19 protein-coding genes are annotated in these 24,925 nt (G+C 46.3%); 11 read left to right on the top strand and 8 right to left on the bottom strand.

Annotated elements, in window-relative coordinates:
* A partial coding sequence (locus tag GEI7105_RS38950) for a helix-turn-helix domain-containing protein (RefSeq protein WP_017663720.1) occupies positions 1-188 on the bottom strand: 188 nt, incomplete at its 3' end.
* A gap of 414 nt (positions 189-602) precedes the next feature.
* On the opposite strand from GEI7105_RS38950, the gene GEI7105_RS35705 reads away from it, so the two are divergent.
* On the top strand, positions 603-1,244 hold the full coding sequence (locus GEI7105_RS35705; RefSeq protein WP_017663719.1) for a type III secretion system chaperone family protein: 642 nt from the start codon (positions 603-605) through the stop codon (positions 1,242-1,244).
* Between the two features lie 15 nt (positions 1,245-1,259).
* Complete coding sequence (locus GEI7105_RS40235) at positions 1,260-1,598, top strand: hypothetical protein (RefSeq protein WP_017663718.1); 339 nt, start codon at positions 1,260-1,262, stop codon at positions 1,596-1,598.
* Here the strand turns inward: GEI7105_RS40235 and GEI7105_RS0128275 are convergent.
* From GEI7105_RS0128275 to GEI7105_RS40225, 7 genes are all read right to left on the bottom strand, one after another.
* Complete coding sequence (locus tag GEI7105_RS0128275) at positions 1,595-4,594, bottom strand: COG1470 family protein (protein WP_144054093.1); 3,000 nt, start codon at positions 4,592-4,594, stop codon at positions 1,595-1,597. The genes GEI7105_RS40235 and GEI7105_RS0128275 overlap by 4 nt on opposite strands.
* Positions 4,595-4,664: 70 nt before the next feature.
* Complete coding sequence (locus GEI7105_RS0128270) at positions 4,665-7,154, bottom strand: WD40 repeat domain-containing protein (protein WP_144054092.1); 2,490 nt, start codon at positions 7,152-7,154, stop codon at positions 4,665-4,667.
* Between the two features lie 256 nt (positions 7,155-7,410).
* Positions 7,411-8,778 carry a hypothetical protein gene (locus tag GEI7105_RS0128265; RefSeq protein WP_017663715.1) on the bottom strand — a complete coding sequence of 456 codons (1,368 nt, stop codon included), beginning with the start codon at positions 8,776-8,778 and terminating at the stop codon, positions 7,411-7,413.
* Between the two features lie 402 nt (positions 8,779-9,180).
* On the bottom strand, positions 9,181-10,704 hold the full coding sequence (locus tag GEI7105_RS34120) for a pentapeptide repeat-containing protein (RefSeq protein WP_017663714.1): 1,524 nt from the start codon (positions 10,702-10,704) through the stop codon (positions 9,181-9,183).
* Between the two features lie 718 nt (positions 10,705-11,422).
* On the bottom strand, positions 11,423-11,803 hold the full coding sequence (locus GEI7105_RS32945) for a leucine-rich repeat domain-containing protein (protein WP_017663713.1): 381 nt from the start codon (positions 11,801-11,803) through the stop codon (positions 11,423-11,425).
* 407 nt (positions 11,804-12,210) lie between these two features.
* Positions 12,211-12,864, bottom strand: coding sequence for an ATP-binding protein (locus tag GEI7105_RS40230; RefSeq protein ID WP_017663712.1), 654 nt, complete (start codon positions 12,862-12,864; stop codon positions 12,211-12,213).
* A gap of 83 nt (positions 12,865-12,947) precedes the next feature.
* Positions 12,948-13,259, bottom strand: a complete 312-nt coding sequence (locus GEI7105_RS40225; RefSeq protein ID WP_026098032.1) for a hypothetical protein — start codon at positions 13,257-13,259, stop codon at positions 12,948-12,950.
* A 415-nt stretch (positions 13,260-13,674) separates the two neighbouring features.
* On the opposite strand from GEI7105_RS40225, the gene GEI7105_RS0128240 reads away from it, so the two are divergent.
* The 9 genes from GEI7105_RS0128240 to GEI7105_RS38940 form a co-directional block, all read left to right on the top strand.
* Positions 13,675-14,829, top strand: a complete 1,155-nt coding sequence (locus tag GEI7105_RS0128240; RefSeq protein WP_017663710.1) for a hypothetical protein — start codon at positions 13,675-13,677, stop codon at positions 14,827-14,829.
* A gap of 662 nt (positions 14,830-15,491) precedes the next feature.
* A complete protein-coding gene (locus GEI7105_RS38080) occupies positions 15,492-15,758 on the top strand; it encodes a hypothetical protein (protein ID WP_144054090.1) in 267 nt (88 codons plus the stop codon).
* A 487-nt stretch (positions 15,759-16,245) separates the two neighbouring features.
* The gene (locus GEI7105_RS0128235; RefSeq protein ID WP_017663709.1) at positions 16,246-16,668 is read left to right on the top strand and encodes a hypothetical protein; all 423 of its coding nucleotides are present in this window, start codon (positions 16,246-16,248) and stop codon (positions 16,666-16,668) included.
* Positions 16,669-16,936: 268 nt separating this feature from the next.
* On the top strand, positions 16,937-19,321 hold the full coding sequence (locus tag GEI7105_RS0128230) for a tetratricopeptide repeat protein (RefSeq protein WP_017663708.1): 2,385 nt from the start codon (positions 16,937-16,939) through the stop codon (positions 19,319-19,321).
* Between the two features lie 29 nt (positions 19,322-19,350).
* On the top strand, positions 19,351-21,624 hold the full coding sequence (locus tag GEI7105_RS0128225; RefSeq protein ID WP_017663707.1) for a protein kinase family protein: 2,274 nt from the start codon (positions 19,351-19,353) through the stop codon (positions 21,622-21,624).
* Between the two features lie 62 nt (positions 21,625-21,686).
* Positions 21,687-21,851, top strand: coding sequence for a hypothetical protein (locus GEI7105_RS38945; RefSeq protein WP_158413287.1), 165 nt, complete (start codon positions 21,687-21,689; stop codon positions 21,849-21,851).
* Between the two features lie 243 nt (positions 21,852-22,094).
* A complete protein-coding gene (locus GEI7105_RS0128215; RefSeq protein ID WP_017663705.1) occupies positions 22,095-23,330 on the top strand; it encodes an RNA-guided endonuclease InsQ/TnpB family protein in 1,236 nt (411 codons plus the stop codon).
* A gap of 28 nt (positions 23,331-23,358) precedes the next feature.
* Entirely contained in the window at positions 23,359-23,871 is a 513-nt protein-coding gene (locus GEI7105_RS32940) for a contractile injection system inner tube protein (RefSeq protein WP_017663704.1), read from the top strand.
* 105 nt (positions 23,872-23,976) lie between these two features.
* Positions 23,977-24,925: hypothetical protein (locus GEI7105_RS38940; RefSeq protein WP_202804474.1), on the top strand; the 949-nt coding region annotated here is incomplete at its 3' end.

Here is a 24,925-nt window from a genome sequence, read left to right as displayed (position 1 = left end):
GTTTTCCTCACCGTCTTGACCGTTTGGTGCAGGTGCTCGGCTATCTGTTCGACATACCACCCTTGGTGGCTCAGACGAACGGCTTCGGCTCGGTCTTTGACTCGCTGACTCACCGTCGTTGCCTTCCTCATCTCCCAGAGCGTTCTTTCTTCTTCACGGTTGAGAAACACTCTCAGTCTGGCTCCCATACCTCTGACTCCTTTCTGGGGAAACACTTTATAATCTGTAATATACCTCCTTTTTTTTTGTATGACCTGCTTATTATTCCAGGCTCTGAAGGAAGACGAGATATTTTTAATTGGTGGCTGACTGACGTTATTCCTTCTGCGTGGAGTTTTTCTCGCCCCAAAAGAATCTACAGTCTTCAGTTAGAATGGCCTCCTCCAAGTTCGACGTAAGTATCAATTGGATGCTACCATCGAAACGATCGCATAGGGTTCAGGATCGTAACTCGCTCGCAAAAAAGCAATTAAGATTGCTTTATCTAGTAAGAAAATACTTGATTGGCGGTAAAGATAGTTTTACTTCATATGGAAAGGCATGATTTTTCAAGTGATTCTGTCAGAGGTAAGGACAATCACAACATCCCTGAGTCTGAAGCTATGGAAACGGCTCTTCAAGAAGTCGAGCAGGTCATGGCTCAGGAGCTCGATCGCATAGTCGAACAAGCCAACGATCGCCTTACTGCTGCGATCGAGGAACTCTCCAAATCGACAATGGAGTTGATGTCCTCCCCCGACACCACGACCAAATCTCTACTCGCAGCTCTTGTTCTCTTTTTGACTGAAGATGACTGGTCTTTTACCCGCATAGAGAATGAGAGAGCTGTAAAGCTCAGATTCTCTGGCGATAACGGCACATGGAAATGTATCGGCCGAGTTCGAGAAGAAGACGAACAACTCCTCATCTACTCCCTCGCCCCCCTCAAAGTCCCCCCAGAAAAACGCCCCGCGATCGCCGAACTCCTCACCCGCGCCAACTACGGCATGGTCATCGGCAACTTCGAGATGGACTACAGCGATGGCGAAATTCGCTACAAAACCAGCATCGACGTTGAAGGTAGTCAACTCGACAATGCCCTCATCAAACAGCTCCTCTACACCAACCTGCTGATGATGGACAAATACCTCCCCGCGATCGAAGCCGTCATCAACGGCGAACAGACTCCCGAAGAAGCGATCGCCCTCGTCGAAAGCGACCTCGAAGACGACGACGACACCAACGAAACCGCCGAATCCAGCTAACCCCCGACACCCGCCATGAAACGCCGAACTCGCCCCCGCAAAACCAGTAACCGACCCCGCACCTGGGCGCAACAGAAACAGCGCGATCGCCTGCGGAAACGCGCCACCGACCCCTTCAACTGGCAGGCTCGGCAGAACATGGCGGGCGATCGCAGTACCCATCCCTTCCCCCCCGACGCCTACCATATCCTAGAGCGCCAACTGCCCACCCGCGATCCCCTACAACCCCAGAACCCCAACGCCCCGGAAGCGGCAATGGCTCCAGAAACCCAAGACGAAGAACTCGCCCAAACCGCCCCGGACGCCGCCCAAACCGAAACCTCCGACAACGACACCCAGAAAGACGAGGACTAATTCGCCTGGGGCGGAACCTCGAAGGGGCGCAACGACTCAGGATTTACCGATTCAGGAACCCCCAGCGACCCCGGCGGTGCAGATGGCGAGACCGTCTGACCGCTGGAGCGGTAGGTTTGCAGCACAGCCACCCGCGTCGCCTGCTCCCCGAGTTCGTTCGTGACCCGCAACGTCACCGTAATTTCCGCCGGAGCCTCCCGCAACGGATAGGCGAAAGAACCGCTCGGATTGACCTCAATGCCGGGAATCGGCAATAACTCCACCGTCACATCTCGCCCGTTCGCATTCACGTTCCAGGCAATCTTGACGGTTCTGGGGACGCCGTTCTCACCCAGGGCGTAGACAAAGGGCTGAGGATCGTCGCCTACAGGCTTACCGTCAACAGACAGTTCCAGATTCTCCGGCATAAACAGCACGTCCTCACCCGCCGCCGCACTTCCCGCACCTGCACCGCCGCCAGCCCTTGCTGCTGACGCACTAGAACCTCCTCCCACTCGGGTGGGTTCCACTGTCACCGCTCGCGACTCTTGCGTGAGTGGCGTTCCCGCCGCATGACGCGGAACCACCGTCAGCTCGAACCGGTACTCGCCGATAGGGTACGCTCCCACCTCAATCCCCTCGCACACCAATTGCAGCGTATCTGACTCCGTTTCTGCCCGACAACCCACCGGGGGATTGTCGAACAACTGCTGGGGACTATCCGGCAACTCTAACGGGGGTAGGTCTTCCACCTCCGAGCCGTCCGCCGCCTTACGTGCCAACAAAATAGACTGCACTCGCTGGGGATTGTCAATCGTCCAATTGACCCGCACCGGCTCGCCCATCGCGTAACTCGTCTCTGTCGTGGTAAAACGCTGAATCTTGGGTTCCGTCAGCGACGCCGTTTCCTCGGTTTCCTGCTCGTCCACCGCCACGCGCTCGTCCCGTTGCGAGAACACCGCCACCTTAAATGTATAAATGCCAGGGTCGAGAATGGCTCTCGCGTTCCAGGTACAGTCTGCTGAAGGAGGGGGGTCGGCTGAGGGCGTTTCTGCGTCTGTGTTGATAAAAGATTCAGGGTCTGGCTGGTCGCACTGGAGTTGAAACGTACCATTGGAGGTTTCACTCATTGGCGTAAAGCTGTCGTTCGCGTACCGATAGCGATAAACCGTGGCACTCCCCTGCTGTTCGCGAACTGTCACCTCCACTTTCGAGACTTCATCCAGATTCGCCAGTTGCCAATTTAAGGTCACGGTTTCCACCGTATTTTCAATGGCAGTTTGCGCGGTTAAGTTCTCAATTCTCGGCGCGTTAAACGAAACGGTCTCGGTGGTTTCTACATCCGCTGCTGTTTCGGAACTGCGCTTACGAACGCCAAACAAAGTGCGATCGTCTTTGGGAAAGGCTTTGAGTTCAAAGGTATATCCTTTATTGAGATCGATATTGGCAACGGGATAACGACAAATCAAACGGGTGTCCGTACTATTCGGACAGACGTCTCGCAATTCTGAAGGGATCGCATTCTCCGTTTCTGACTGCGAGGATGATGACTGACCCCAGAATTTCCAGAACGGGGTCGAGTCGTCGGCTTGGGTTTCTGCTTGACCAAAGACAAATCGCTGTTCTTGAGGTTGACCGCTCGTATCTTTGTAAGTCAGCAAGAGACTATCAAGCTGCTCGAGTTCTTCAATTTTCCAGTCGAGAACTAAACGGGGGCGGTCTGATGCTTCCGCTGTTTCTGAGGTTTCATCGGCAGGGTCTTCTTCCGGTTGAACTTGTGATTTATCAATTTTAAATTCTGTGATTTCGGGTTGTGGCGGGAGCCGAAACAGAAGAATGAGTAACCAGATGGCAACCCACAAAGAGACGCCTACTAAGGACGCAATTAAAAGAAACCAAATCCAGCCCGGTGTCGGTTTCCAGACAATAGTTCCCGAATAGCGGCGATCGCTTAGTGGATAATCTTCATAACCTTGAGCGTTTTGGAGTTCTAAGATTAACTCAAACTGTCGTTCTTTGCGTCGTAGTGGTGCTTTTCTGTTTTTTGGCTTAACCCACAAATGAAAATTTTTAGACTGGCCTGGTGACAACTCTATCGGAACTGGATATTGTATCGCTTGACCGAGCTTGGGATCGACAAACAAGCGATCGCACGCACCTTCAGGTTCAAATAGCGTCTTAATAAAAAACGATCGCTTCGTATTGCTACAGTTATCCAGCTTAACTTCAAAACAACCCCAATTTAACTTTTCTTTAATCGTTGAATTTTGGCGATTTTCTCCGGGTTGGCGTGACGATTCGTTAGCTTCATCATTGCTGCGAGGTAAATGTAGCTTTTGGGGTTGTAGGCTGAGTGAAATTCCTTCGTTGTTTATTCCATAAAATCGTTCGATTTGGAAATAAACAATATCAGTAACAACTTCACCTTTAATATTAGAAGACAGACGTAAAGTCGGACTATAAATCAGATCGGAAGTTGCACTGTCGGGAGGATGTAAGACCAGTTCGACATGACCGGAACGATTGGGATTCAGCTTTAAACTATCATTGTAATTGGGATACTTAACGTAATACCAATCCTCATTAAGATCGCATTCTAGGGTATAGCTCTCGACGAGAGTCGAAGAGTTTTCAACTTGAACCTGAATCACCGTCGGTTGACCAGCCGGAATTTTATGAGGATTTTCCCGACGCATCGGTGGCATCACGCTCAAACCGGGAACATCGTCCTCGGCTGAAGTCACCACTCGAAGTTGCTGGCGTAACTTCAGAGGTTGCTGACCGAAATCTGGCGAGTCAACAAAAATATCGTATCGATAGAGTTCGGCGACGGTCTGCGGTGGAATGCGAAATTGAAAGCGAAACTCGTGCGATTGATTGAGAGCCAGCGTCGTCGCTTGCCCCGTTCGATTCATATCGCTCCAAGCTTCTATCAGAGCTTCTGACAGGGGATCGTTAACTGGCGGTTCTAACCACACACTAATCTTAGATTCATCTTTGAGACCGTAATTCGCCACAGTGACAGTAAGTTCAAAGGGTTGTCCTCTGCGAACTTCAGCGTGTGGATTAACGGTCGCGACTAGGGGGCTATTGGCAACTTGCATCGGCAACTCTATGACGATAAATTTGAACTCTACCGTTAGCGGAATTCGACACCACTAAAATAGATTTAGTATCGATATCGGCCACAATATCGACAGTATTTAAAGGTGCGGAAGATCGGCGATAAAGAATCTTAACTAATTCGGCTTCATTAGCCGGTGCAAATGTTCCATCGAAAGACCAAAGTGCAACTCGACCGTCATCACCGGTACTGGCAAAATAATAGCATTGACGGTAACGTGCAATCGCCACAGAGCGCACGGGACGTTGCTGATGGACTTCGCGATTTTGCCATTGAATGACCTCAAATCCAGCTTTGTTTTTACAAGAGGCATTGATGACAACATCGCTATCTTTATCCCATATTAAAGATTGTGTCTTCAAGCATTGGCGCATTCGCTCTAAGCTCCATAGCCGAACGTAACCCTGTGTGTCCGCACTCACCAAAGCTTCATCTTGAATGGCTAAGCTCGTGACAAAATCATTTTTTCCATAAGTTGGCTGAAAATCACTCACTCGTTCTTCTCGAAATGCCGATGACAGGTCGAAAACGATCGCAGCATCATTATTGGCATCGAAATTTTCAGTTTGTCGAGCCCAAATCCACAGTGAGTTTCTTTCACCACTCACAATCAGCCAATCTGTTGGATTGCCATAGATCTGATGTCCTGAGGTTTCAGCGATCGCGTAGGCGGCACTTTTTCGATCGCGATCGAGATACAATTCCACGGGTTCGATTTCCAGAGTAGAACTATTTTCGAGGTCTACATTCTGTAAATCCCAACTGCGAACTCGACCGCTTCCATGAGCGCTGAATAAATACCGAGAATCGTTACTAAATTGCAGATCGAAGACATTATCAGCTTTGAAACTGCGATCGTTCCTATTGTTTAACGATAATGGTGGAATATCTTCGCGATTCGGATTCCAAATTAAGATTTCACCATTTTTTAATCCCGCCGCCGCCATTGCATTCTCCGAGCTACTAGAGGCAGTGGGGCGATCGCGGACCACTCGGACTTTATCGCCCATTGGCAGATCGCGAGTCCAGCGAACCCCTTTCCAGCCCAAAAACCAGTTCTCCAATCGACGGTTGACCTGCCAGGTAAAAACATTCGTATCGCTCGATCCGCTTACTACTCGCTGTCCGTCACTAACAAAACTCACTGTGTTGATGGTATTGGTGTGACGTTTGGCAAAAAAGTAGCGTACGAGAGGAACGGCTCCAAGCAACAAAACAACGAGCAAACCAATCAGCCCTTTCTTCCAAGTGGGTAGCCTGAGTGTTAAGTGGAGAATTTGAGTGTTACTCGGTGAGAAATTAATGCTTGAAAAGCTTGTATGATGAGGTTCCAGCTTGTCTATCGCACGATCTAACGAGCGAACATTTATCTCGAAATGAAGCAATCGATCCCACCAGCTTGGCTCCTGAAGATTCGAGATCTTAGCAGTTACCTGAGATTTTTCACCTGGCTCCAACGTCAAGCTCGGCGGATCGACTTGACAGTGTACGTTGTGCTGTGGCTCTTTCTCAGACCCCTTCTCGGTATTGGAAACCAAGGTTGGTGGCGGTTCTGTCTCAGGTATTGCTCGGTCGGTCTGAACAATTGAAAAAACCAAGTTCTGACGGATATTACTTAAATTAACAACTTCAAAGGGATACGCAACGGCTTGATGATTTTTCTTTTTGGCGAGCTTATCGGAATTCGTTTCACTTGACGAGCGATCGTCTGGAAACACTAAACTGCGTTTGGGGATTTTCCAGTCAACTGTTCCTATAGGATTGACAACGACTACACCAGTTTGACTGACTTCTCTGCTGAGTTTAGGTTTAACGATCTCAATTTTAAACTCGTACCGCCCCTCACCTTGCGTCTTAGAAATTTCTGGAACGTTCACCAAAAAGTCAAATTCTTTCCAACTATCTGGCCCAACCTCAAGGAGTCTTTCATTTTGGTCGATCCAATCTTCCGGTAAGCTAATGGATGTCAAGCGGAATGTGGCTTCCACACTTTTCTTGCGAGTATTGCGGACTTTAACCGGAAGATAAATTGGTTGGTTGGGATCGACCCGGATTTCATGGTTGGGAGCGAGTAAATCGAAGTTGAGATATCGTCCCGCCTTCACCTCAAGGTTTTTACCGATGACTTTCGTTCGACAACGCTGGTCTTCTAACGCTCGAACTTCAAAAGTTAAGGGAATATTTCCCTCGGCACCAGGAACTGGACTGTCAATGACTTCTAAGGTGAAATTTGTAGTAGTTCCCGGAGGCTTTTTGGCACAAACCCGAGGCGTCAGACTATACCAATGCCGAAAGTCAGATTCTTCGCCCCCTTGGGGATAGGCTCGTAAGTGAAAGCTCAGAAAGCGATCGGATACATTAGTAACTTGAATTTCAAAGACACAACGCTTGGGATGCTCTGGATTTAATGTGTTTTCCGGATCGAAGGCATTTGTGGGTTGAATAACTTCCACAATAGGGTCACGGTACATTCTCAATTTGGGTTGAAGTTTGCTGTGCGAACAAAAATTTGAGTTAAGCAGGAAACATCAAGTATTTGTAATTCTTGGGGTCTCCTCATATTACGGTGTAATTTGTTGAACTGAATACAAGATTTGGGTAGGAGCAAACGGCTGTTCGCCCCTACAGCAAGAGTTTTAACAGGGTATAAATCACTGATTACCTCAAACTGAGAACCCCCCTTCTTGCTGCTGACTCATTCATTAAACATCACCAGTTGGATAATCGCTGCATTTGACGCCGCTGCCAAATGTAATTCAAAATATTGATTCCGAGTTCTTGACAGGCACGAACTTCGGCACGATCTAGGGTTAAATAAAATGAGGCTCCCCATGCTAAGGAAAGCTGACCTTCACAGAGGAATATGTTACCCCATTCTTGTAGTTGTATAAACCGAGATGCTTCTCCTTCGGGTAAATCTTGAAAAGCAAAGGGTTGAGTGCGAGCAGGATGTTGGGTGTCCAAAGTTTTCCAGTTATCATTATCTAGGGAAAGGCGACTATCTTGAAGATTTTCGATGCTTAATAAAATAGGTATTGTTTCGAGGTTTTGAGGGATTTCTAGCCAAATCATACCTCCAGCTTGGATGTAGTTTTTGAGCAGGTGAATATTATCCTCGGATAAGCTCGTTTGTTGCCAGGAGCTTCCTAAATAAAGCACGTCATAAAACTGGGCAACCTCTTCAGAGGTTTGTGAGCTTATATTGCTCCAAAGCCCAGCCGCATCGAGCGATCGCACTTGAAAGTGGCGTTCTGACAACATCAAGATGCGATCGATCTCTGGAATTCCATATAGCTTTGGATACAGCGCATCTAGAGCCGTCATTAAATCTTGAAAGCTGGACACTTCGCGTTCGACTTCTTTTCCTTTAAAGTTTGCCTCTAATGTTTGATTTTCAAGTACGCCGACTCGGATGGTTTTCAGCGGACGAATTTGAGCGGAGCGTCGATAGCGAAAATCTAGCTCGTTTATTTGTGGATTCAAAAAATCAGCAGGGATTGACAGCTCGTTATTACGGGCTTGCAGACGTAGCCGACACAGCTCGATTTCTTTTCCGGTTAGAGGTTGAGTTTGTAGGTCGATCCCAAAAGACTCTTGTAGAAGTGGTTCTTTAGGCTGTGAATCAAAATATTTGTCGGATTTCTCATGAGGTGTGTCGGCTGTTTTTTTGTTAAAGCTGACATAGAGGTAAACAATTGCCTCTCCGTCTTCTAGATCTCTAGGATTTTGAAGTGAAAAGCAACGGTTTTCTCTAGGTTCTCGAGGTATTACAATGGGGTTTCCTTCAATGTCAATGGCGATTCCCGGCTCAATTTCAACCCATCGATCGATTTTTCCTAGTTCCTCTGTCCGTAATCGGTTGGGTAAAATTTCATCGAGTTCTTCTTGGCTTAAAATTCGTACTCCTAACCCCGAAACAATTCCCGGCTCGTGTAAAGACTGATAATGAATATTTTGTCGGTGTTGGTGATAGTAGCGCTCGTTACGCCAACTTTCTGCATCAATTGTTAAGCCATCATAAACATGAACTTCATAAAGAGGTTTTGAATTGGGAAAGGGAAAAGCTGGAGAAGTCATAAGACGGAACGAGGGTAGTTAATAATGACACGCACAAGCGCAGAAGTCGATCGGTGTTATAGTAGCCCAACCGATTCGTGAAATCCTGTAATCTGAAAGTACTGTAGCACGGCGATCCCAACTACAGAGTGCGTTCACAACTCAAATGATTCTGCTATAGGTGAATTGAAGCGATCGCATCCTGTCGCCCGATCTCCTATAAATTGCAGACAAGTCTAGCAAGTTGGTTAGAATTTTAGATCGAAGGTTTCGCGATCGATCTCTGACAAGGCGGCGATCGCTTAAGCCTACGATAACTAATCTTTGTTCTAACTCACCCCCTGGTAAGACGACGGACTTCCTTTAGATATCGGTAAACACAGAGGTGTTTTTACGGCGATCGCCCCAAACTGTCATAAAACTTTACCAATTGCGTTCTCGCGTGCGAATGTCACAAGGAAGAGCTGGACGACCATTCGGCAAAATCGAACCACAAAACTGTCCGGGTTCTATGATATCGAGATCGATAACCGCTCCCTCAAGATCGGCGTGTGCGAGATCGATGCCCGATAAGTTTGCCCCAGTCAAATTGATATGCTTCAAATTGGCTTCCCGCAAATCGGCATTTTCCAGGTTGGTTCCAATGGCGATCGCACCTTCAAGATTGGCTTCGCGTAAATCCGCACTGGCCAAGTTGGCTTCGCTTAAGTTCGCCTCAGCTAGCTCGGCGTTGCGTAGATTTGCCCCGCGCAAATCGGCATAACTCAACTGAGATGCAACTAAATTGACTCGTTCTAAGCGAGCGTTTCGTAAACGACTCCCTTCAAAGTCAATCTCAGATAAATTGGCGTCGGATAACTCAGCACCGGACAAATTCGCGTTGCGTAGGGTCTTCGGTCGGTTCGTCGAACCCCAGTTCACTGCACCCAAGACGGCATCTCGTAAATCGGCTCGGCTCAAATCGGCATCTGCTAACCGCGTCAGGCTCAAATCGGTCTCTTGCAGGTCGCTGTCAGCGAGGTTGGCCTGTTCGAGATCGACCCCTCGCAAGTCTACTTCTCGGAGATTCGCCCCTTGTAAATTGCTGCCCGTTAGTATCGCTTGTCTTAAATTAGCATCACGTAGGTCGGCCGCCTGCAAGTTTGCGGATGCGAGATTGGCAGCAAATAGATTGGCGCGACGTAAATCCGTACATTCGCTGTCACCATCTTCAACTTGCCAACAAGCCAACGTTGCGCCTTGCAAATCTGCATGAGACAGACGTGCCTCTCGTAGGTCGCTCCCACTCAACACCGCCCCGATAAGATTCGACCAGCTTAAATTGACCTCCCGTAGATCGGCACCTCTGAGTTGGGCTTCACGAAGATAACTGGTGAAGAGACTGGCTTCTCGTAAGTCAACTTCATCTAACTGAGCTTGCCATAGCCTTGCATTATTGAGGATGGACTCACGTAAGTCAGCTCCGTTTAACATCGCTCCATCTAAGAGCGATCGCTCCAAATTGGCTTCCGACAAATCTTCCCCTTCGAGAAATCGACCCGTCTGAGGCTCGTTAACAATCTCCCAGACTCTTCGCCATTTATGAGGTAATAACTCTGAATCCACCCGCATGCCGCGCAAGTCGCTTAACCGTAAGTCAGCCTCTCGTAAATCCGCACCTCTAAAATCAGTACGGCGTAAATCCACTTCTATGAAATCCGCCCGGTTTAAATCCGCACCTCTAAAATCACTTCCGCGCAAGTCACTGTCGCGGAAGTCAACTCGGTCTAACTCGGCATCGCGAAAATAGCTATCTCTTAACGTTTCCTCATCGACGTCGCAACGGCGGCAGTCTCGCTCTTCGAGAAGACGCTCGAGACGGTTGGCTCGAACAGGTGGTGCGACGACCGAATTAAAACTCAGACTAAAACTGAGTAAGACTATAATTTTTGAAATGTGCTTGTTCACGCTGAATTTGCATTAACTGGGACTAACTAGGTGGGTCTTCTGGATATACGGTGATTTTCGGTATCCAGCTCACGTGATATTCAAAGATCGAAGATTCGATTTTATGTAGTCTATAATAAGGTTTGCTGAAAAAGATGGTTGGTTGAGGTTGGGAACAGGAAACACCGGATCGGGGAACAGTTGGGAGAATTGGCGATCGTTTGTTTAATTTCCAGAGGAGAGAAAACGAGCGGGCTAAGTCTAGAGATACCTCCCTATCCAAAGTCTTGCACTTTCTCGAGCTCCAAAATGCGGGAACCCTTTCTTCGTCCAGTTTCTGGCTTTACTCAGTAAGCCCTATAATACCTTTTTTTATCACAAATCCAGAAGACCCAACTAGGTGGATTCGCGCTGCGGAGAAATATTGAGTAGTAATGAGGAGTAATGCTACTTTGGTTTTTGAATCCTTGCCACGCAAGGATTGTGACTGCTCAGCATCATTAGATTGCAGCACTACCCATGAGAAATGTCAAGATGGGTTAAGTTTATCAGGTTGGCTAACGGAGTTATATCTCGAACGGCACTGAAAACAACGACCAAACTGGTTAAGTTAGTAGGCTCTTCCGAACTTACTATGCAAGAAATCGCTGAAACCCTTACAGTATAAGAGTTTTTGCTAAACTGTATAAAAAGGCAGCTCAAATCGAGAAATCCCTTGCCAGATACAGGCTACAAGCATTTACCCTACACACCAAGGTCGGAAGAGCCAGTTAGTAAGATTTGCTAATGGCGTTAGATCCTCGATTGGATTGCTTATAAGGATCAGCTCTTTCAAGTGAGTGAAACTCGCTAATGGCGTTAGATCCTCGATTGAATTGTCACCAAGCCAAAGTTGAGTTCGATCGGCGAGTATCTCTTCAGCTCGATCGCATTCTAGCGTTTCAGCTTCTTCTAACAACACTTCAACAGTATGTCTCGCTTCTGGCGTTAACTGTTCTCGATTTCTGCACCAGTCAGCAAAGATCTGATATTCTTGAGAGTTAGATTGGGCTAAAACGCTGTCGTGACAAGCGATAACGGTGAAAATTGACAGTAAGCCAACAGTTATAATGTTTTTCATCGGTTGTTTCCTCTATTTAATTTAGACTCTGCAAGCGATCGATCTCTTTTTGCGGAAATTTGAAATTGGAAATTTATCTTTCAGAAATTTGTTCTGAACCACACCCTATCCGCAATGCGAATTCTCTTGCATCAAATTAGTGTCGATCGAAACCTGAAGATTAAAATCATAGCAATCCTACTTCATTTGTGGAAATTTACCTGTTGAAATTTCTATTCAAAGATCGGATTTTCTCTACAGATCCCCGGCATCTCCAAGATGCCGGGGATCTCATATGGCAATTTACCAACATGGGATTTTGCTACCAACCATTTAATACTGCTATAAATGACTCCCGATTGCGATCTCTTCAGAGTAATTTAAAAAGCCATTTATGTCTAGACTAGGGTATAGTTCAATCATTTTTTTTACAAACCACTAATCCACTTGTTCGTTTCGCGATCCGTGAGTATCCGTTGTGTGCGTTCGGCATCCGCTCTCGCCGCCGCCAAGAGATGTTTCATCTGTACGGCTTCTCTGTCTCGAGCAGCTTGAAAAGCCGAATCTAAGGCAATATTGGCAATATTTCCCCCAGCAACACTTAATTGAGCCAAACGCCGGTAGTTCAATCCTTTGGTAGGGGTTTGAGGGGGAAAGACTTTCTCCCAAATTTTGACTCGTTCTTCAGGGGTGGGGAAGGGAAATTTTATAATGAACTTCAATCGTCTTTCAAAGGCTGTATCGAGCGAATCTTTGAGGTTGGTGGTTAAAATGGCGACTCCGGGATAGGTTTCGAGTCGTTGTAAGAGGTAACTCACTTCTTGGTTAGCATATCGATCGCGAGCTTCTTTAACTTGTCCGCGAGCGCCAAATAAAGCATCGGCTTCATCAAATAACAGAACGACACCCCCAGTCTCTGCGATATCGAAAATCTGTTTGAGATTTTTCTCGGTTTCACCAATATATTTACTAACAATTTGACTGAGATCGATGCGATAACAGTCGAGGTTGAGTTCTTTGGCAATCACTTCAGCGGCGGTCGTTTTTCCCGTACCACTTTGTCCGGTAAATAACGCACACAAGCCTAAGCCTCTCGAATTTTTTTGGGCGAAACCCCATTGATGGTAAACTGAGGCGCGATGCCGGGCGATCGATACGATTTCTTCTAAGCGAGAAATACAGTTTTGCGGTAAGACGAGATCGTCCCAGTTGAGAGGTGTTTCAACTCGTTGAGCGAGACGATCGAGTTGTTGGCGAGAGTGAAGGCGGCAGTTTTCCCAAATGCGATCGGCGAGTTCTTCGGGAGACTGGGTTGGCGGGGTTTGGCGACCGAGAATTTCGATTTTTTGAGGGGGTAAAACAAATCGATCGGCGATGAGGTCGAGATATCGAGATCGATATCGATATAGTCTCGTAATAAATTGCGTAGTCGATCGATCGCTGCCATCAATTCAGCAAGGTGGGTGGCTTCGTCCATTTGGGCAACTCCTGATTGGGGTCAAAACCTGATTAATTGTTTTAGCTTAACGTCTTAAGTTACTTTTATTAAAGTAAATTTCAAGTTCTATCCTAAATTTTAGTAAGCTTGGCTAAGGTTTAAAATATGTAAAGTATAAAAAAACATAATTTCTTTAAAAAAGTTAATATTATATTTGTCTCGATCCCAAGAAAATTACTATAATTGATAGACTTGCAAGAAGATAAGCTGATATGAGGTTCGCGATAATTTAAAATAATTTTTACTTATCGTATTGAAGTCACATAGATCCGTTGAGTTATGGAGTCCAACAAGTATGTCTGAGTTTCAGCGTGTTCCCCCATCGTCTAAAACCTCCGACGCTCACGTCCCCCAAAGCTCTCGATCGAATTCCAAGTCATCTCAAAAGGACGCTTTGAACCAACCTTCGATGGAAGGGTTATCTTTTCCCGAGCGTTCCGATCTGCCTCTGACTCGCGAGCAAGCTGAGGCTAAACAATCTAAAAATCAGAAGGGAGAAGAGGAATATCAACTAGTAGATCCTTCATATCGAGCATCTGCAGGTCAAACAGACCCTCAAGCAATAATTGGTATAGAAAGGTTAATCGATTTAGTAGAAGAGGTAGAGGAAAGCTACCCTGATGATACTCCTGCACAAATTGTTACGCGAATTCGCCAGTTATACTACAGCTACCTTGGATTCGATGAGTTATTACCCAATGCTGACAACACTGAAAGACTTAATAGAGCAAACATTAGGGCGGGTGCGGCTCAGTACACCGAACGCCGAATAGTTAGACCGCAATCTGAAAGTCAAGGGGAATTCAGAATACTCGGACAAAGTGGGGTTAGCCAGGAAACCTACGATCGCTTAACTGCAAAAGCTGATGAAAATGCACAAGGAGATAACCCATCCCCTTATATTCTCCTTGAAAATGGCGAACAAGTTGATTTGGGACACTTACTACTAACTTTAGACGCTCTAATCCATCCAGGTTCATCTTCTCCTTTCACTGACTATAATGTTCCCACTATCGATCCGGCTTCTTGGGTAGCTGACATCGGGATTTCCTCTGTGTGGATGTCTTATCATTTGATGAACGATCGACCACATCCCGAGGTCAAGGCAGATATAGAAAGTCCCAATGTTGATGCTTATTACAATGCTTCTGCTCCTGAAGAAGATTTATTAGGAAATGCTGATGGTTTCGGACTTTTTAAAGATTGGGACAATTCTCCTTTGTCAGTAGTTTTAAGACGCTACTACCTTGGAGAGCAAGGAAGTGTTCAACCTGGACAAAGCAGACGCTGGGAAACATTTTGCCGGTTGAGTCAGTTCGTTGTCTCAGAAGGAAATCGACTAGTCTGGATAGCCGATCGAAATCAGCTTATACAGAGAATTAATAACTTTTGTGACCTTTACTTCTATGGAAAGTTGAGTGCAGAAATTACAATGCTTACTGGACATAGAAGACCGCCCAGATCCTGGTCTTATACAGGAACAATGTTAGACAAATTTCTTGAATATGTAAGACGAAATTTAATCAACGAAAGAGGGGAAAATATATAACATGATGAGAACAGTGTATAGATCGCTTCGGAGGTTTGCCAAATATTTCTTAACCGTTTTGATTTCTGTGTCCGCCATACTCGGATCTAGTATGGCTTCTCTATATCTCAGTAAGCTAGTCGCTGGGAGAAGGTATCATACTGATGCAGGAATAGGACTCACTCATCGATATGAAAATTCAGACTTAGCTTTTATTGTAGGATTTCTCGGATACATCATAATATTACCCACCATTTTATTCTTAATTAAACAACGGTTAAACTCTGAGAATGAGATTCCGTATCAGATCGGAACATTTTTAGGAATTCCTTATGTTTTGTTTCATATCCTTCTATTGGTATTAAATTATGGAGGGTAGGTAATGCCAGATTACTGATGTCCTGACAAAAATTTAAGCTGGAGAGGTGAGATAAGATGAAAGTTCCTATAGCCGTTAGGTAGAGGCGTTGAAAATAACTTAGTGACGGTAGACAACCCCTGGATAAAATGGGTGGTACTGCATTCTAGTGATGCTGGTAAATCCCAACCCTCCTTTAGCAAGGGTTCAAGAGTAAAAGTAGTATTACTGTTCGTTACGACCCAAAATGTATAGATCGCTTCGGAGGTTTGCCAAATATTTCTTAACCGTTTTGATTTCTGTGTCCGCCATACTCGGATCTAGTATGGCTTCTCTATATCTAAGTCAGTTAGCTGCCGGGAGAAAGTATCCTACTGATGTAGGAGTGAGAGGAGCGTATCAATATCAAAATCCAGACTTAGCCTTAATCGTCGGATTTTTTGGATATATGCTGATTTTAGTTATGCTTTTATATTTAATACAAAAACGGTTGAGTCCTGATAATAAGATTCCCACTTGGACAGGAATTATATTTGGAAGTTTTTGTTTTTTTGCTCATGTCTTCATATTAATATTAAATTATGGAGAGTAGGTAATGCCATATTTAGGTAGTGCCAGATTACTGATGTACTGACAAAAGTTTAAGCTGGAGAGGTGAGATAAGATGAAAGTTCCTATAGCTGTAAGGAAAACGTTTTGTAGCTTTGACACTCCTCATCTCTTTGGCTTACGTGGAGGACACTTTAACGGGCATCAAAATTTGCGAAAAAAGGAGCGAGGATTATGTCGTTCGTCCCGCCGAAAAAGAGCGTAAATATAAAAGACATAGTCATTTTTATACGGGGAATCGAGCGCAAGCTTGGTTGCACTCTCTTGAAGTCTTTGCTGAAGCCGCTCAAGAATTTATACGGTTATGTCCCCAAAAACGGGTCAATTATCTCAAGGGTCAACGGGCTGTAACTCTTGTTCAGTCTGCATTATAGACTCTTTGTCTCTCCCACAGGCACAAAACAATCTTCAAATCATATCAGATCGCGCCTCTTTTCCTACTGGTATTCCTCTCCCCCCCCCATCCAGAAGTGCTACAGTCTCCAGTAATTTACTTTGAGTATTGGGAAAAAACAGCTAATGGGTATGGCGAGGTAACGAAGGAGGAGAGAAAATTTGAGACAGTTGTCAAGGTCTTCAGTATTTTAGGAACTTTTCCAGCAGAGGTAGCTGAACGACACGGACTTGTTGTACCATATTTTATAACTAATGTTCATTATGCATTGTACTCCTCAGATGACTTGGGGAATAGCTTTCTGAAAATGGAATTTGAAGCATTCGATCGACATCAGGAACAAACCAACGGCTCTTATAGCATAAACTCGAATATGTATGCTAGATTTGTATCTGCAGACGCTCGAGTCTTTGCCTACGATTTCGTGACTGTTCTTAGCCGTGCAGGAAATTTATACACTGATTCCATGAACATTGCACAGCAACACGATAGGTTTTAAATCGCTTTTGAGACGACGGATAATGATACTATTAAAATAGTAGTTGTAGATCGTTATGAGATGGATTCAGCAGTTCCATGGGGTTGAAACATCATCGAAATCAAGAAGAAGAATGGGTAGTGCTGCACTCTAATGATGCTGGGCAGTTACAATCCTTGCATGGCAAGGATTCAAAAACCAAAGTAGCATTACTCCTCATTACTACCACAAAAATAACTTAACTGACTCTGCTCGATGCGATGCCGTTGATATTCTCTGTGGGATACTCATGAAATCCATATCTCGACGGTGCAGTGCGATCGCCGCGATCGCTGGACTGACCTTCCTGGCTGTTCCCTTAGCTGCCCAAGAACGCCAAGTCGATGACTTTGAGATCGAAGATTACGAATATTGGGCTGATTTGTGCAACGAACTCGAGCGTGCCGAAAAATATCCCGAAGCTGTAGATGCTTGCGAAACCGCTATCGAAATTCGGCCGGGACGCAAGCGACGCACGATTCCCGTGTGGGTCAGTCGGGGCAATGCCTTGCGCCATCTTGGTAACTCCGAAGAAGCGATCGCCTCTTACAACCACGTTCTCGACATCAACCCTGACTATTCGCTGGTGTGGATGTATCAATGCGAAATTTTACTGAACGAAGGACGCCAAGAACTGGCACTGGCCGCCTGTGAACGAGCGTTAGAAGCGGATGGAAACTGGGGCGATCGCTCTCCGGCAGTGGCGTGGCGTATCCGAGCCTTGGTTTATCGCGATCGTGCGCGTCTTCGCATCCGAGAGACTCGAGCCTTACGAGAGCAGTTATTAATTGCCGTCGCTGGTCGAGAGCCAACGATCCTCGATGACAATGCCACCGACCCACAAAATGCCCTAGTAACCTATGACGCTGAAGCCGCGATCGCTGACCTGGACGACATTTTGCGAGATCTCGACGATGCCAGTCTATCCTACGAACGCGCCCTGACCCTGGAGCCGAATTATTCCTTAGCCTGGGCGCAACACTGCGAATCCCTCACCGAAATTGGTCGCGTGCAAAAGCTCAAAGCCCTGATTTCTGGGCAAAGCGTTGAGGGTGAGTTAGGGGAACTCTTCGATGCCCTCTACGAATCGGCTTTAGCCAGTTGCGACACGGCGATCGCCCGAAATCGTAACTGGGAAGACCTCACTCCTGCAATTGCTTGGGCGCACAAAGCGAAAGTGTTGGTCGCCTGGGCAGATCGTCAGCCCGACTTTAGCCGCTACGCTCGCTACTTAGAAGCGGCCGCGAACGCTTACGAGCAGGCGTTAGCCATCGATCCCGAGTTTGCACAAGCATGGGTCGATCAGGGGATTTTGTTGCAAACGCTCGATCGCCCCGAGAAAGCTCTCACCTCTTATAACGAAGCCTTAGAACTGATCCCAGAGTCCTCGCGGACATTAGCCTATCGGTGCGAGGTTCTCAACCAGTTAGGAGATAGCGAAGCCGCTCTCGAATCCTGCGATCTGGCCTTAGATGGCGATCTCGACTGGACGATTGAAAACGTCGCTCAAGCCTGGAACCAGCGTAGTGCAGCTCTCATTGGTTTGGGAGAGTACGAAGCAGCGTTGGAGTCTGTCGAACGGGCGATCGCCTTATACGACCCCAATCTTTTAACCCAAGTTTATACTGCTCCAGATGCCAAGCTCTCTTTCGACACCGAGACCGACTTTCCCACCGTCGATCCTCGACTGATTCCCATTCCAGAGGAGCCGTTAGCGCAATGTTCGGAAATTGGCACTCTCCGCGCTCGGGCCAGACAAGACTTTAACCGCAATCTCGATCGCTATCGGCGAGCCTTAAACAACAAAGCCGTTAGTTTGTGGCACTTAGGACGATATGAAGATGCCAGACTCTACGCTCAACTCGCTCTGAGTCCTCAAAGTATTCGTTCGATCGGTGTCTCGCTCGCAGAGACCGATCGCAAAGCTCGCCAAGCAATTGCCTGTAACTACCCTGAAGCCTGGTTTAACTACGGTCGTATCTTCAGCCAACTGGGTAACTTCTCGTTAGCGATACAGGCTTACGATCTGGCTGTAGAAACTTATAGTCTTTATCTTGCTCCGGAATTGTCGAATGTTTCGGCACAGTCCGATCGATATGGAGTTATCTCAGCCTGCAACTTCTTTTTAGGACAAGGTAATCGTTTAGATACGTTAACCCAAGCCCAAGCTCGTCACAATCAGAGGTGTTTCAGTATCTATCTCAATCAAGGCGCTGCTTGGCTGCAAGGAACTTGTCAAGATTTTGTCAGTTGTCAAGAAGCCAAAGAAAGTCTTGAAAAGGCTGTACAGTTACAACCCAATTCATTTGCGGCTTTATATAATTACGGACTAGCTTTAACTGCAAATCGTGAGTATGCTGAAGCTATCGTTATCCTCGATCGCGCCGAACAACTGCTCGATTCCGACGACTCCGCGACGAGCGATCGCTTAATGTTCGCTCGTTCCAATACCTTATACCGCTGGGCTGATTTTTTAACCGATGAATCTACTGAAGACATCACGGGCTTGAACGAAGCCTTAAGTCTCGTTGAAGATGCGTTGCAGCTCAATCCTCAATACTCAGAAGCAATCCAGTTGCGCGATCGCTTATTACGAAAAATATCTGAATTATCCAATACCACTGAAACGCTCTAAAGTCCTCAAAATCATAGCATCTTAAAACAATGGCTTTTAGTTACTTAAGAAAAGAAATCAAAAAAGGAAGACAGTCATTTATTCAGGCGGCGCAGCAAGCTAGACAAGTCAACAGCTTCGTTAGTAATCCCATTACTTTTTGTTGGCGGGTAATACGTCAAGGATTTAATAACTGGCTCAACGCTAGCGATCCTCCCGAAAAAAAAGCTTCTGAAGAGCGTCACAGTTCTCAGCCTTTAAATGATGAGACTAAACCTTCCACTCACACAGGAAGAGACGAGGTTAATGAGGGTAAACGTCTCGAGCAAACCACATTAGAGGGTCTCAACTTTATCTATATTGTTGCAACCGAGAATTTAGCAGAAGATCTATCTCGAACACAAGTTGAAAAACAATATATTTATGGCGGCTATAAACAGGCTCGAGATTCTCAGCAAGAACAAACTACTTCGACACCAATTTTAATTAAAAAAGTGCGGCGCGATCGCTATGAAGAAAGCGATCGTCAGTTTCAATCCTTGAATAAGAAGATTCAAGATTTAGATCGAGAGTATGACGAAGCACTTAAGTTTCGTATTTTACTGCCTCGCGAGTTTATCTATCATTCTGAAACACCCCATTTCATTTATATTATTTACGACCTCGAAGCAACCCATATTTCAAATACCAATTTAAAAACTCTGGAAAATCATGAAAAAATGAGTCCAATTCAGATCGATGGTATGCTTAAAGACATTTGGCAAAGTCTAGAGCATTTACATAATCGCCTCCAGTATCCCGAAAACTTATCCATCGCTCACGGAAATATTTCATCTCAATCGTTTCTAATTTCTCAAGATGAAAAAGTTTATATATGGCAGTTGGGATTATGGCATAAGCCCATTGCACTACCCCATCACGATCGCCGACAAGTTACTTCAAAAATATCTATTACTAGAAATCAACAAAAACTTCGTAAAAGTGGCGATCTCGAAAAGCGTAAAGACATTAGAGATGTCGGTCAAACGATAAAGTCTTTAATCTTGGATGAATATAAATTTCAAAATTCAATTTTTTACGACTATATTAGCCGAGTTGCAAGCGGCTATTACACAAGCTGCAAGGAAGCGCATAAAGAGCTACGAAACTTAAAAATACCGCAGCAAGAATTTCAAGAGCCTGATTCCTTCTCGGAATTGCTTCCAGCCTCTTTTACTCCACCACAAGTTAAATCTAGGTTTCAATCGAAGAGATTCAAACTTGTCGTATTGCTGATTGTTTTGTTTTTTAGTGGATTGGGAATTGTTTTATCACTCCGAGATGTTAGCCTGAGTGAAATTACAGTCAGAACTCCATCTCTACATGAATTTAGCCAACAATGTTCGCTCGATCGAAATAGCGAGGCGTCCTATAAGTGTCAAATCAAAGAAGTTTATGCTTCAATAACTTCCAGCGTTAATATACTCTACTCAGAAAGCGTCAACCATATTGTACCCTTGCTTCAACAAGAGATAGAAGCTCGACAGGGTCAAAACTTACCCCCTAAACTGAATTGGCTAGAACGTGAAATCGATCGGTCTTTAGAGGGTGAAAATATCGTTTTAGAGGCAAGTCTTTTACCTGAAATCAAAAATGAAGATCGGGTCGTTGCTTATGATGGCTTAGCTATTTTTGTCTCTCATGAGTTATCAATTCAAAACAATTTTGGTGAAATTTCATTTGAATCTTTACAAGATTTATACGAACAAAGAACCATAGAAGTTACCCAGGAAGATGGGGGAAAACTGCAAATTTCATTAAGACTACCTCCCAACCCAGAATTCAATATGTTGCTTGAAAGTTTATTGAGTGGAACGCGTCTTGATGAAACTTCATTAGAGCTAGCAGATAATCGTGCTTCCGATCTAAATAATTATATCGGTGAAATAGTTAACTCTCAAGAGTTACTGATCGGAGTTGCCCCGATTAGTGCGATTTTTGGGCAGTGCCAAATCTATCCTTTAGCCATTGTTAAAGATAGTGCCAGTGTCCAACCCTTGATAGACACTTACAACCGAGCGATTACGCCAGAAACTGAGTTATGCGATGATAAAGGTGGATACTGGGCGAATTTTGAGGCATTGGCTGCACCGACCTCTACAGCAAAATCATATCCGTTGAGCTATGCTGTCGTCGTAAGCAGTACAGATACGTCAGACAATTCCCCCTCAATGATTGCCGATCTCTTTCGGACTAACGAAGCCCAAAGCTTATTCCGCTCTTTCGGTTTAGTGCCTTGTCGGTTTCCCGATGGAGAAGATCGATGTCAGCTCTCTAGATCGTAAAGTCATCTGTGACGATTGACCGTATATTTCCCTAACCACCCTTAGAATAGAGAATCCAGATCGTGTCACCCCCCCCTCCCTCCCATCGCCAACACCAAGACCGAGACATCCAAAAAATTCTTGACGATCCAATTTTGTTGAGAAAGCTGAGCGATCTCGTCTTTGATTTGTTGGCTGAAGATATCCGAAATCAATGCGATCGCCAACCTAATTATTGGGGTAAATAATCGCTTGCTTATTTTGTTTATCAAAAAATTTGGGTCTAAAACCCCGCCCCCTTCGACTTGGCTCACTTCGACAAGCTCACTTCGACAAGCTCACTTCGACAAGCTCACTTCGACAAGCTCAGTGCAAGCAGTGCAAGCAGTGCAAGCAGTGCAAGCAGTGCGAGCAGGGCAAGCCTTCTAGGGCGGCTTTTGACAATCCTGTTTTTTGTGCTAAAATATTTAGAACAATCAAGTCAAACGACGATGCTTGTTCTCGAGTTCAAAGTCAAAGGTAAACCCCACCAATACGCAGCGATTGACGAAGCGATCCGAACTGCACAGTTCGTTCGCAACAAGGCACTGCGCTATTGGATAGATAACCGAGGTGTTAACAAATACGACCTCAACAAATACTGTCGAGTCCTGGCTCGAGAGTATGGCTTTGCCCGAGAACTCAACAGCACGGCTCGTCAAGCCTCAGCCGAACGCGCTTGGTCGGCAATTTCTCGTTTTTTCGAGAACTGTCGCAAGTCTGTTCCTGGCAAAAAAGGATATCCCAAGTTCAAGAAAAACAGTCGTTCCGTTGAGTATAAAACTTCAGGTTGGAAGTTACTCGACCCCAAGCATATTGTCTTTACGGATAAGAAAAATATAGGACGACTAAAACTGGTTGGAACTTGGGATTTGGCGTTTTACAGTACAGAACAAATCAAACGGGTTCGACTGGTTCGCAGAGCCGATGGCTATTACGCTCAGTTCTGCGTTAGTGTCGAGGTTCGAGAAACACTCGAACCGTCAGGAAATACTGTGGGTTTAGATATCGGACTCAAGAAGTTCTACACCGATTCAAACGGAGAATGCGAACCGAACCCGAGGTTTTACCGAAACGCCGAGAAAAAGCTGAAACGCGCTCACCGAAGGGTGGGCAAAAAACAGAAAGGCTCTGCCAACCGAAGAAAAGCCGTCAATCGACTCGGGCGAGTACACCTCAAAATAAGTCGGCAACGTGAAGAACACGCCAAGAGACTGGCGCGTTGCGTCATCCAATCTAACGATCTGGTGGCCTACGAAGATTTGAGGATTAAGAATCTGGTGAGAAACCACTGTCTCGCCAAGTCGATTCACGATGCGGGTTGGTATCAGTTTAGGAAGTGGCTCGAACAATTTGGAGAGAAGTTTGGCAAGATTACCGTGGCGGTGAATCCTGCCTATACCTCTCAAAAATGTTCGAGTTGTGGTGCGATCGTTCAAAAATCTCTTTCGACGAGAACCCATGTTTGTCAGTGTGGTTGTGAGTTAGACAGAGACCATAACGCCGCACGCAACATCCTGAACGCTGCCTTGAGTACGGTAGGGCATACCGGAACTTCGGTTCGGCTTCGCTCACCGAGCGCAGTCGAGGTGAACGCTTCTGGAGATTTGACCGCTACTTTGGCTGGTGCAAACCTGTCAGAGCAAGTCGGATCGCTGAAGGAAGAATCCTCACGCCGTGATAGCTGAGGAGTGTCAAACTGACGTAAAAAACATCATGGTTAATTCCTACAACGGCGCCAAAGCTAACTTAGAAAACGCTTATTCTCAAACAGCAGACGGTCGAATGACAGCACACGCCTTGAATTACGTTCTGTCAAATTGCTTTTACGTGGAAATAGATAATAATATTACCGCCTGCTTTTCCGAGTGTTCTGGGCTAAGCGTTGATATTCCCGCCGAACCCCATTTCGAGGGCGGACAAAATAATCGCCAACATCTTCTCATCGGTCAAGCCAAATTCAGTGAAGTGACACTCAAACGGGGCGTCACGAACGATTTGACATTTTGGAACTGGATGAAGAAGACCCTAGAAACTCAAAGCCCCGAGAGACGCAACGTCAACATCTTAGTCTTCGATCGCGCTGGCGAAACCATGCAATCCTGGTATTTACACAACGCGATCGCCGTCAAATGGGCAGCTCCCGCCCTTCAAGCCGATGCAGATAGCGTGGCGATCGAAGAGTTAACCTTGGCTTACGAAGGGATAGACGTTAGCGGTCGCGGCTAAGACTCAACGACTCTGTGGGTAGACATCGCGATCGCTCTAACCCGCCTTTCCCTAAAGACTCAGCCTTTTGGCAATCGCTCTAACTTCTGACTAGAAATTCCCTCGATGCTGCAACTTCCGCCTCTCGGCAAGCATACCTGGTTAGGCTCGACACCACTGTTGGCGAGCCGTACTCCATTAGGCCAGTTGCAGGCTTTAGGAGCCGCCTCGCGATCGCCGTTATTAGAGTTACCGAGTTCGGGAATACCGGAATTTCCCAGTTTTCCGGCTTTTCCCGGCTTTCCCTCCGAACGGCAGGTTTCCGATAACTTATCGACTCCCACCAACGCCTCGCCACCCACACCGACCGTTCCCGATCTCGATGCACTCCCCTTACAAGAAATTGCCTCGGCCGGTTTGTTACCGTCTTTCCCTTCTATTGCCCCTCCTCAGAGATCCCTCGTCAATCCTTCAATCCTCGAAACCGCTCGTCGCTTCCTTCCCTCAAGCTTGAATCCTCCCTCTGTTCCCCTACAGCGAAACACGCCGTCGTCTCCGTCCCCTGAAAGCTCTAACGCTCCCCCCGCCGTCGATGAGGAAAGTCTCGAAGATTCAGCGACTTTACCCGCTAACTTAGGTGTGTCTCCCCTTCAGCTTTCTCCGAACTCCACTGAGGAGCTAGCCCCCTCCACCTCACCTTCAGGTGAGGCGGGAGAGCCTTCTGTCCCCCCCGTACAAGCATCTCCCGAATCTAAAGCCATTGCACCGTCTTCTACCGATGGCAGTTCAGTTGCACCGAGAACTTCGCCACCCCCCACCTCCCTACAGCCCTTCCCTTCAACGTCCCCAGATACCCCTTCCGTTCAACGGCACACTCCCAGCATTCAGGAGTCGGCGATCGATAGCACTGCTGACTCCTCGGAAACTGAAACTAAAGCTGGTAATCCAGAACCTCTAAGCAACAGCGATACCCAACCCACTCCCATCGCGCCTAAGTTAGACTCGTCCCCCCCAACCTCACCTCTAACTCAGCCAGACGCCCCAGTCCAGCACCAACTCGACCTACCCGAAAAGG

Source organism: Baaleninema simplex PCC 7105, from assembly GCF_000332355.1.
In the GTDB taxonomy this organism is placed as follows: Bacteria; Cyanobacteriota; Cyanobacteriia; order Cyanobacteriales; family Geitlerinemataceae; genus Baaleninema; species Baaleninema simplex.
This window is presented reverse-complemented; position numbering and strand designations above follow the sequence as displayed.

Bases quoted from the DNA above. Each gene is read 5' to 3' on its own strand.
- GEI7105_RS32940 (WP_017663704.1), top strand. From the start codon at position 23,359: ATGGTTAATTCCTACAACGGCGCCAAAGCTAACTTAGAAAACGCTTAT.
- GEI7105_RS0128265 (WP_017663715.1), bottom strand. From the start codon at position 8,778: ATGACTTCTCCAGCTTTTCCCTTTCCCAATTCAAAACCTCTTTATGAA.
- GEI7105_RS0128225 (WP_017663707.1), top strand. From the start codon at position 19,351: ATGGCTTTTAGTTACTTAAGAAAAGAAATCAAAAAAGGAAGACAGTCA.
- GEI7105_RS40225 (WP_026098032.1), bottom strand. From the start codon at position 13,259: ATGGACGAAGCCACCCACCTTGCTGAATTGATGGCAGCGATCGATCGA.
- GEI7105_RS0128230 (WP_017663708.1), top strand. From the start codon at position 16,937: ATGAAATCCATATCTCGACGGTGCAGTGCGATCGCCGCGATCGCTGGA.
- GEI7105_RS35705 (WP_017663719.1), top strand. From the start codon at position 603: ATGGAAACGGCTCTTCAAGAAGTCGAGCAGGTCATGGCTCAGGAGCTC.
- GEI7105_RS40235 (WP_017663718.1), top strand. From the start codon at position 1,260: ATGAAACGCCGAACTCGCCCCCGCAAAACCAGTAACCGACCCCGCACC.
- GEI7105_RS0128215 (WP_017663705.1), top strand. From the start codon at position 22,095: ATGCTTGTTCTCGAGTTCAAAGTCAAAGGTAAACCCCACCAATACGCA.
- GEI7105_RS38080 (WP_144054090.1), top strand. From the start codon at position 15,492: ATGGCTTCTCTATATCTAAGTCAGTTAGCTGCCGGGAGAAAGTATCCT.
- GEI7105_RS32945 (WP_017663713.1), bottom strand. From the start codon at position 11,803: ATGAAAAACATTATAACTGTTGGCTTACTGTCAATTTTCACCGTTATC.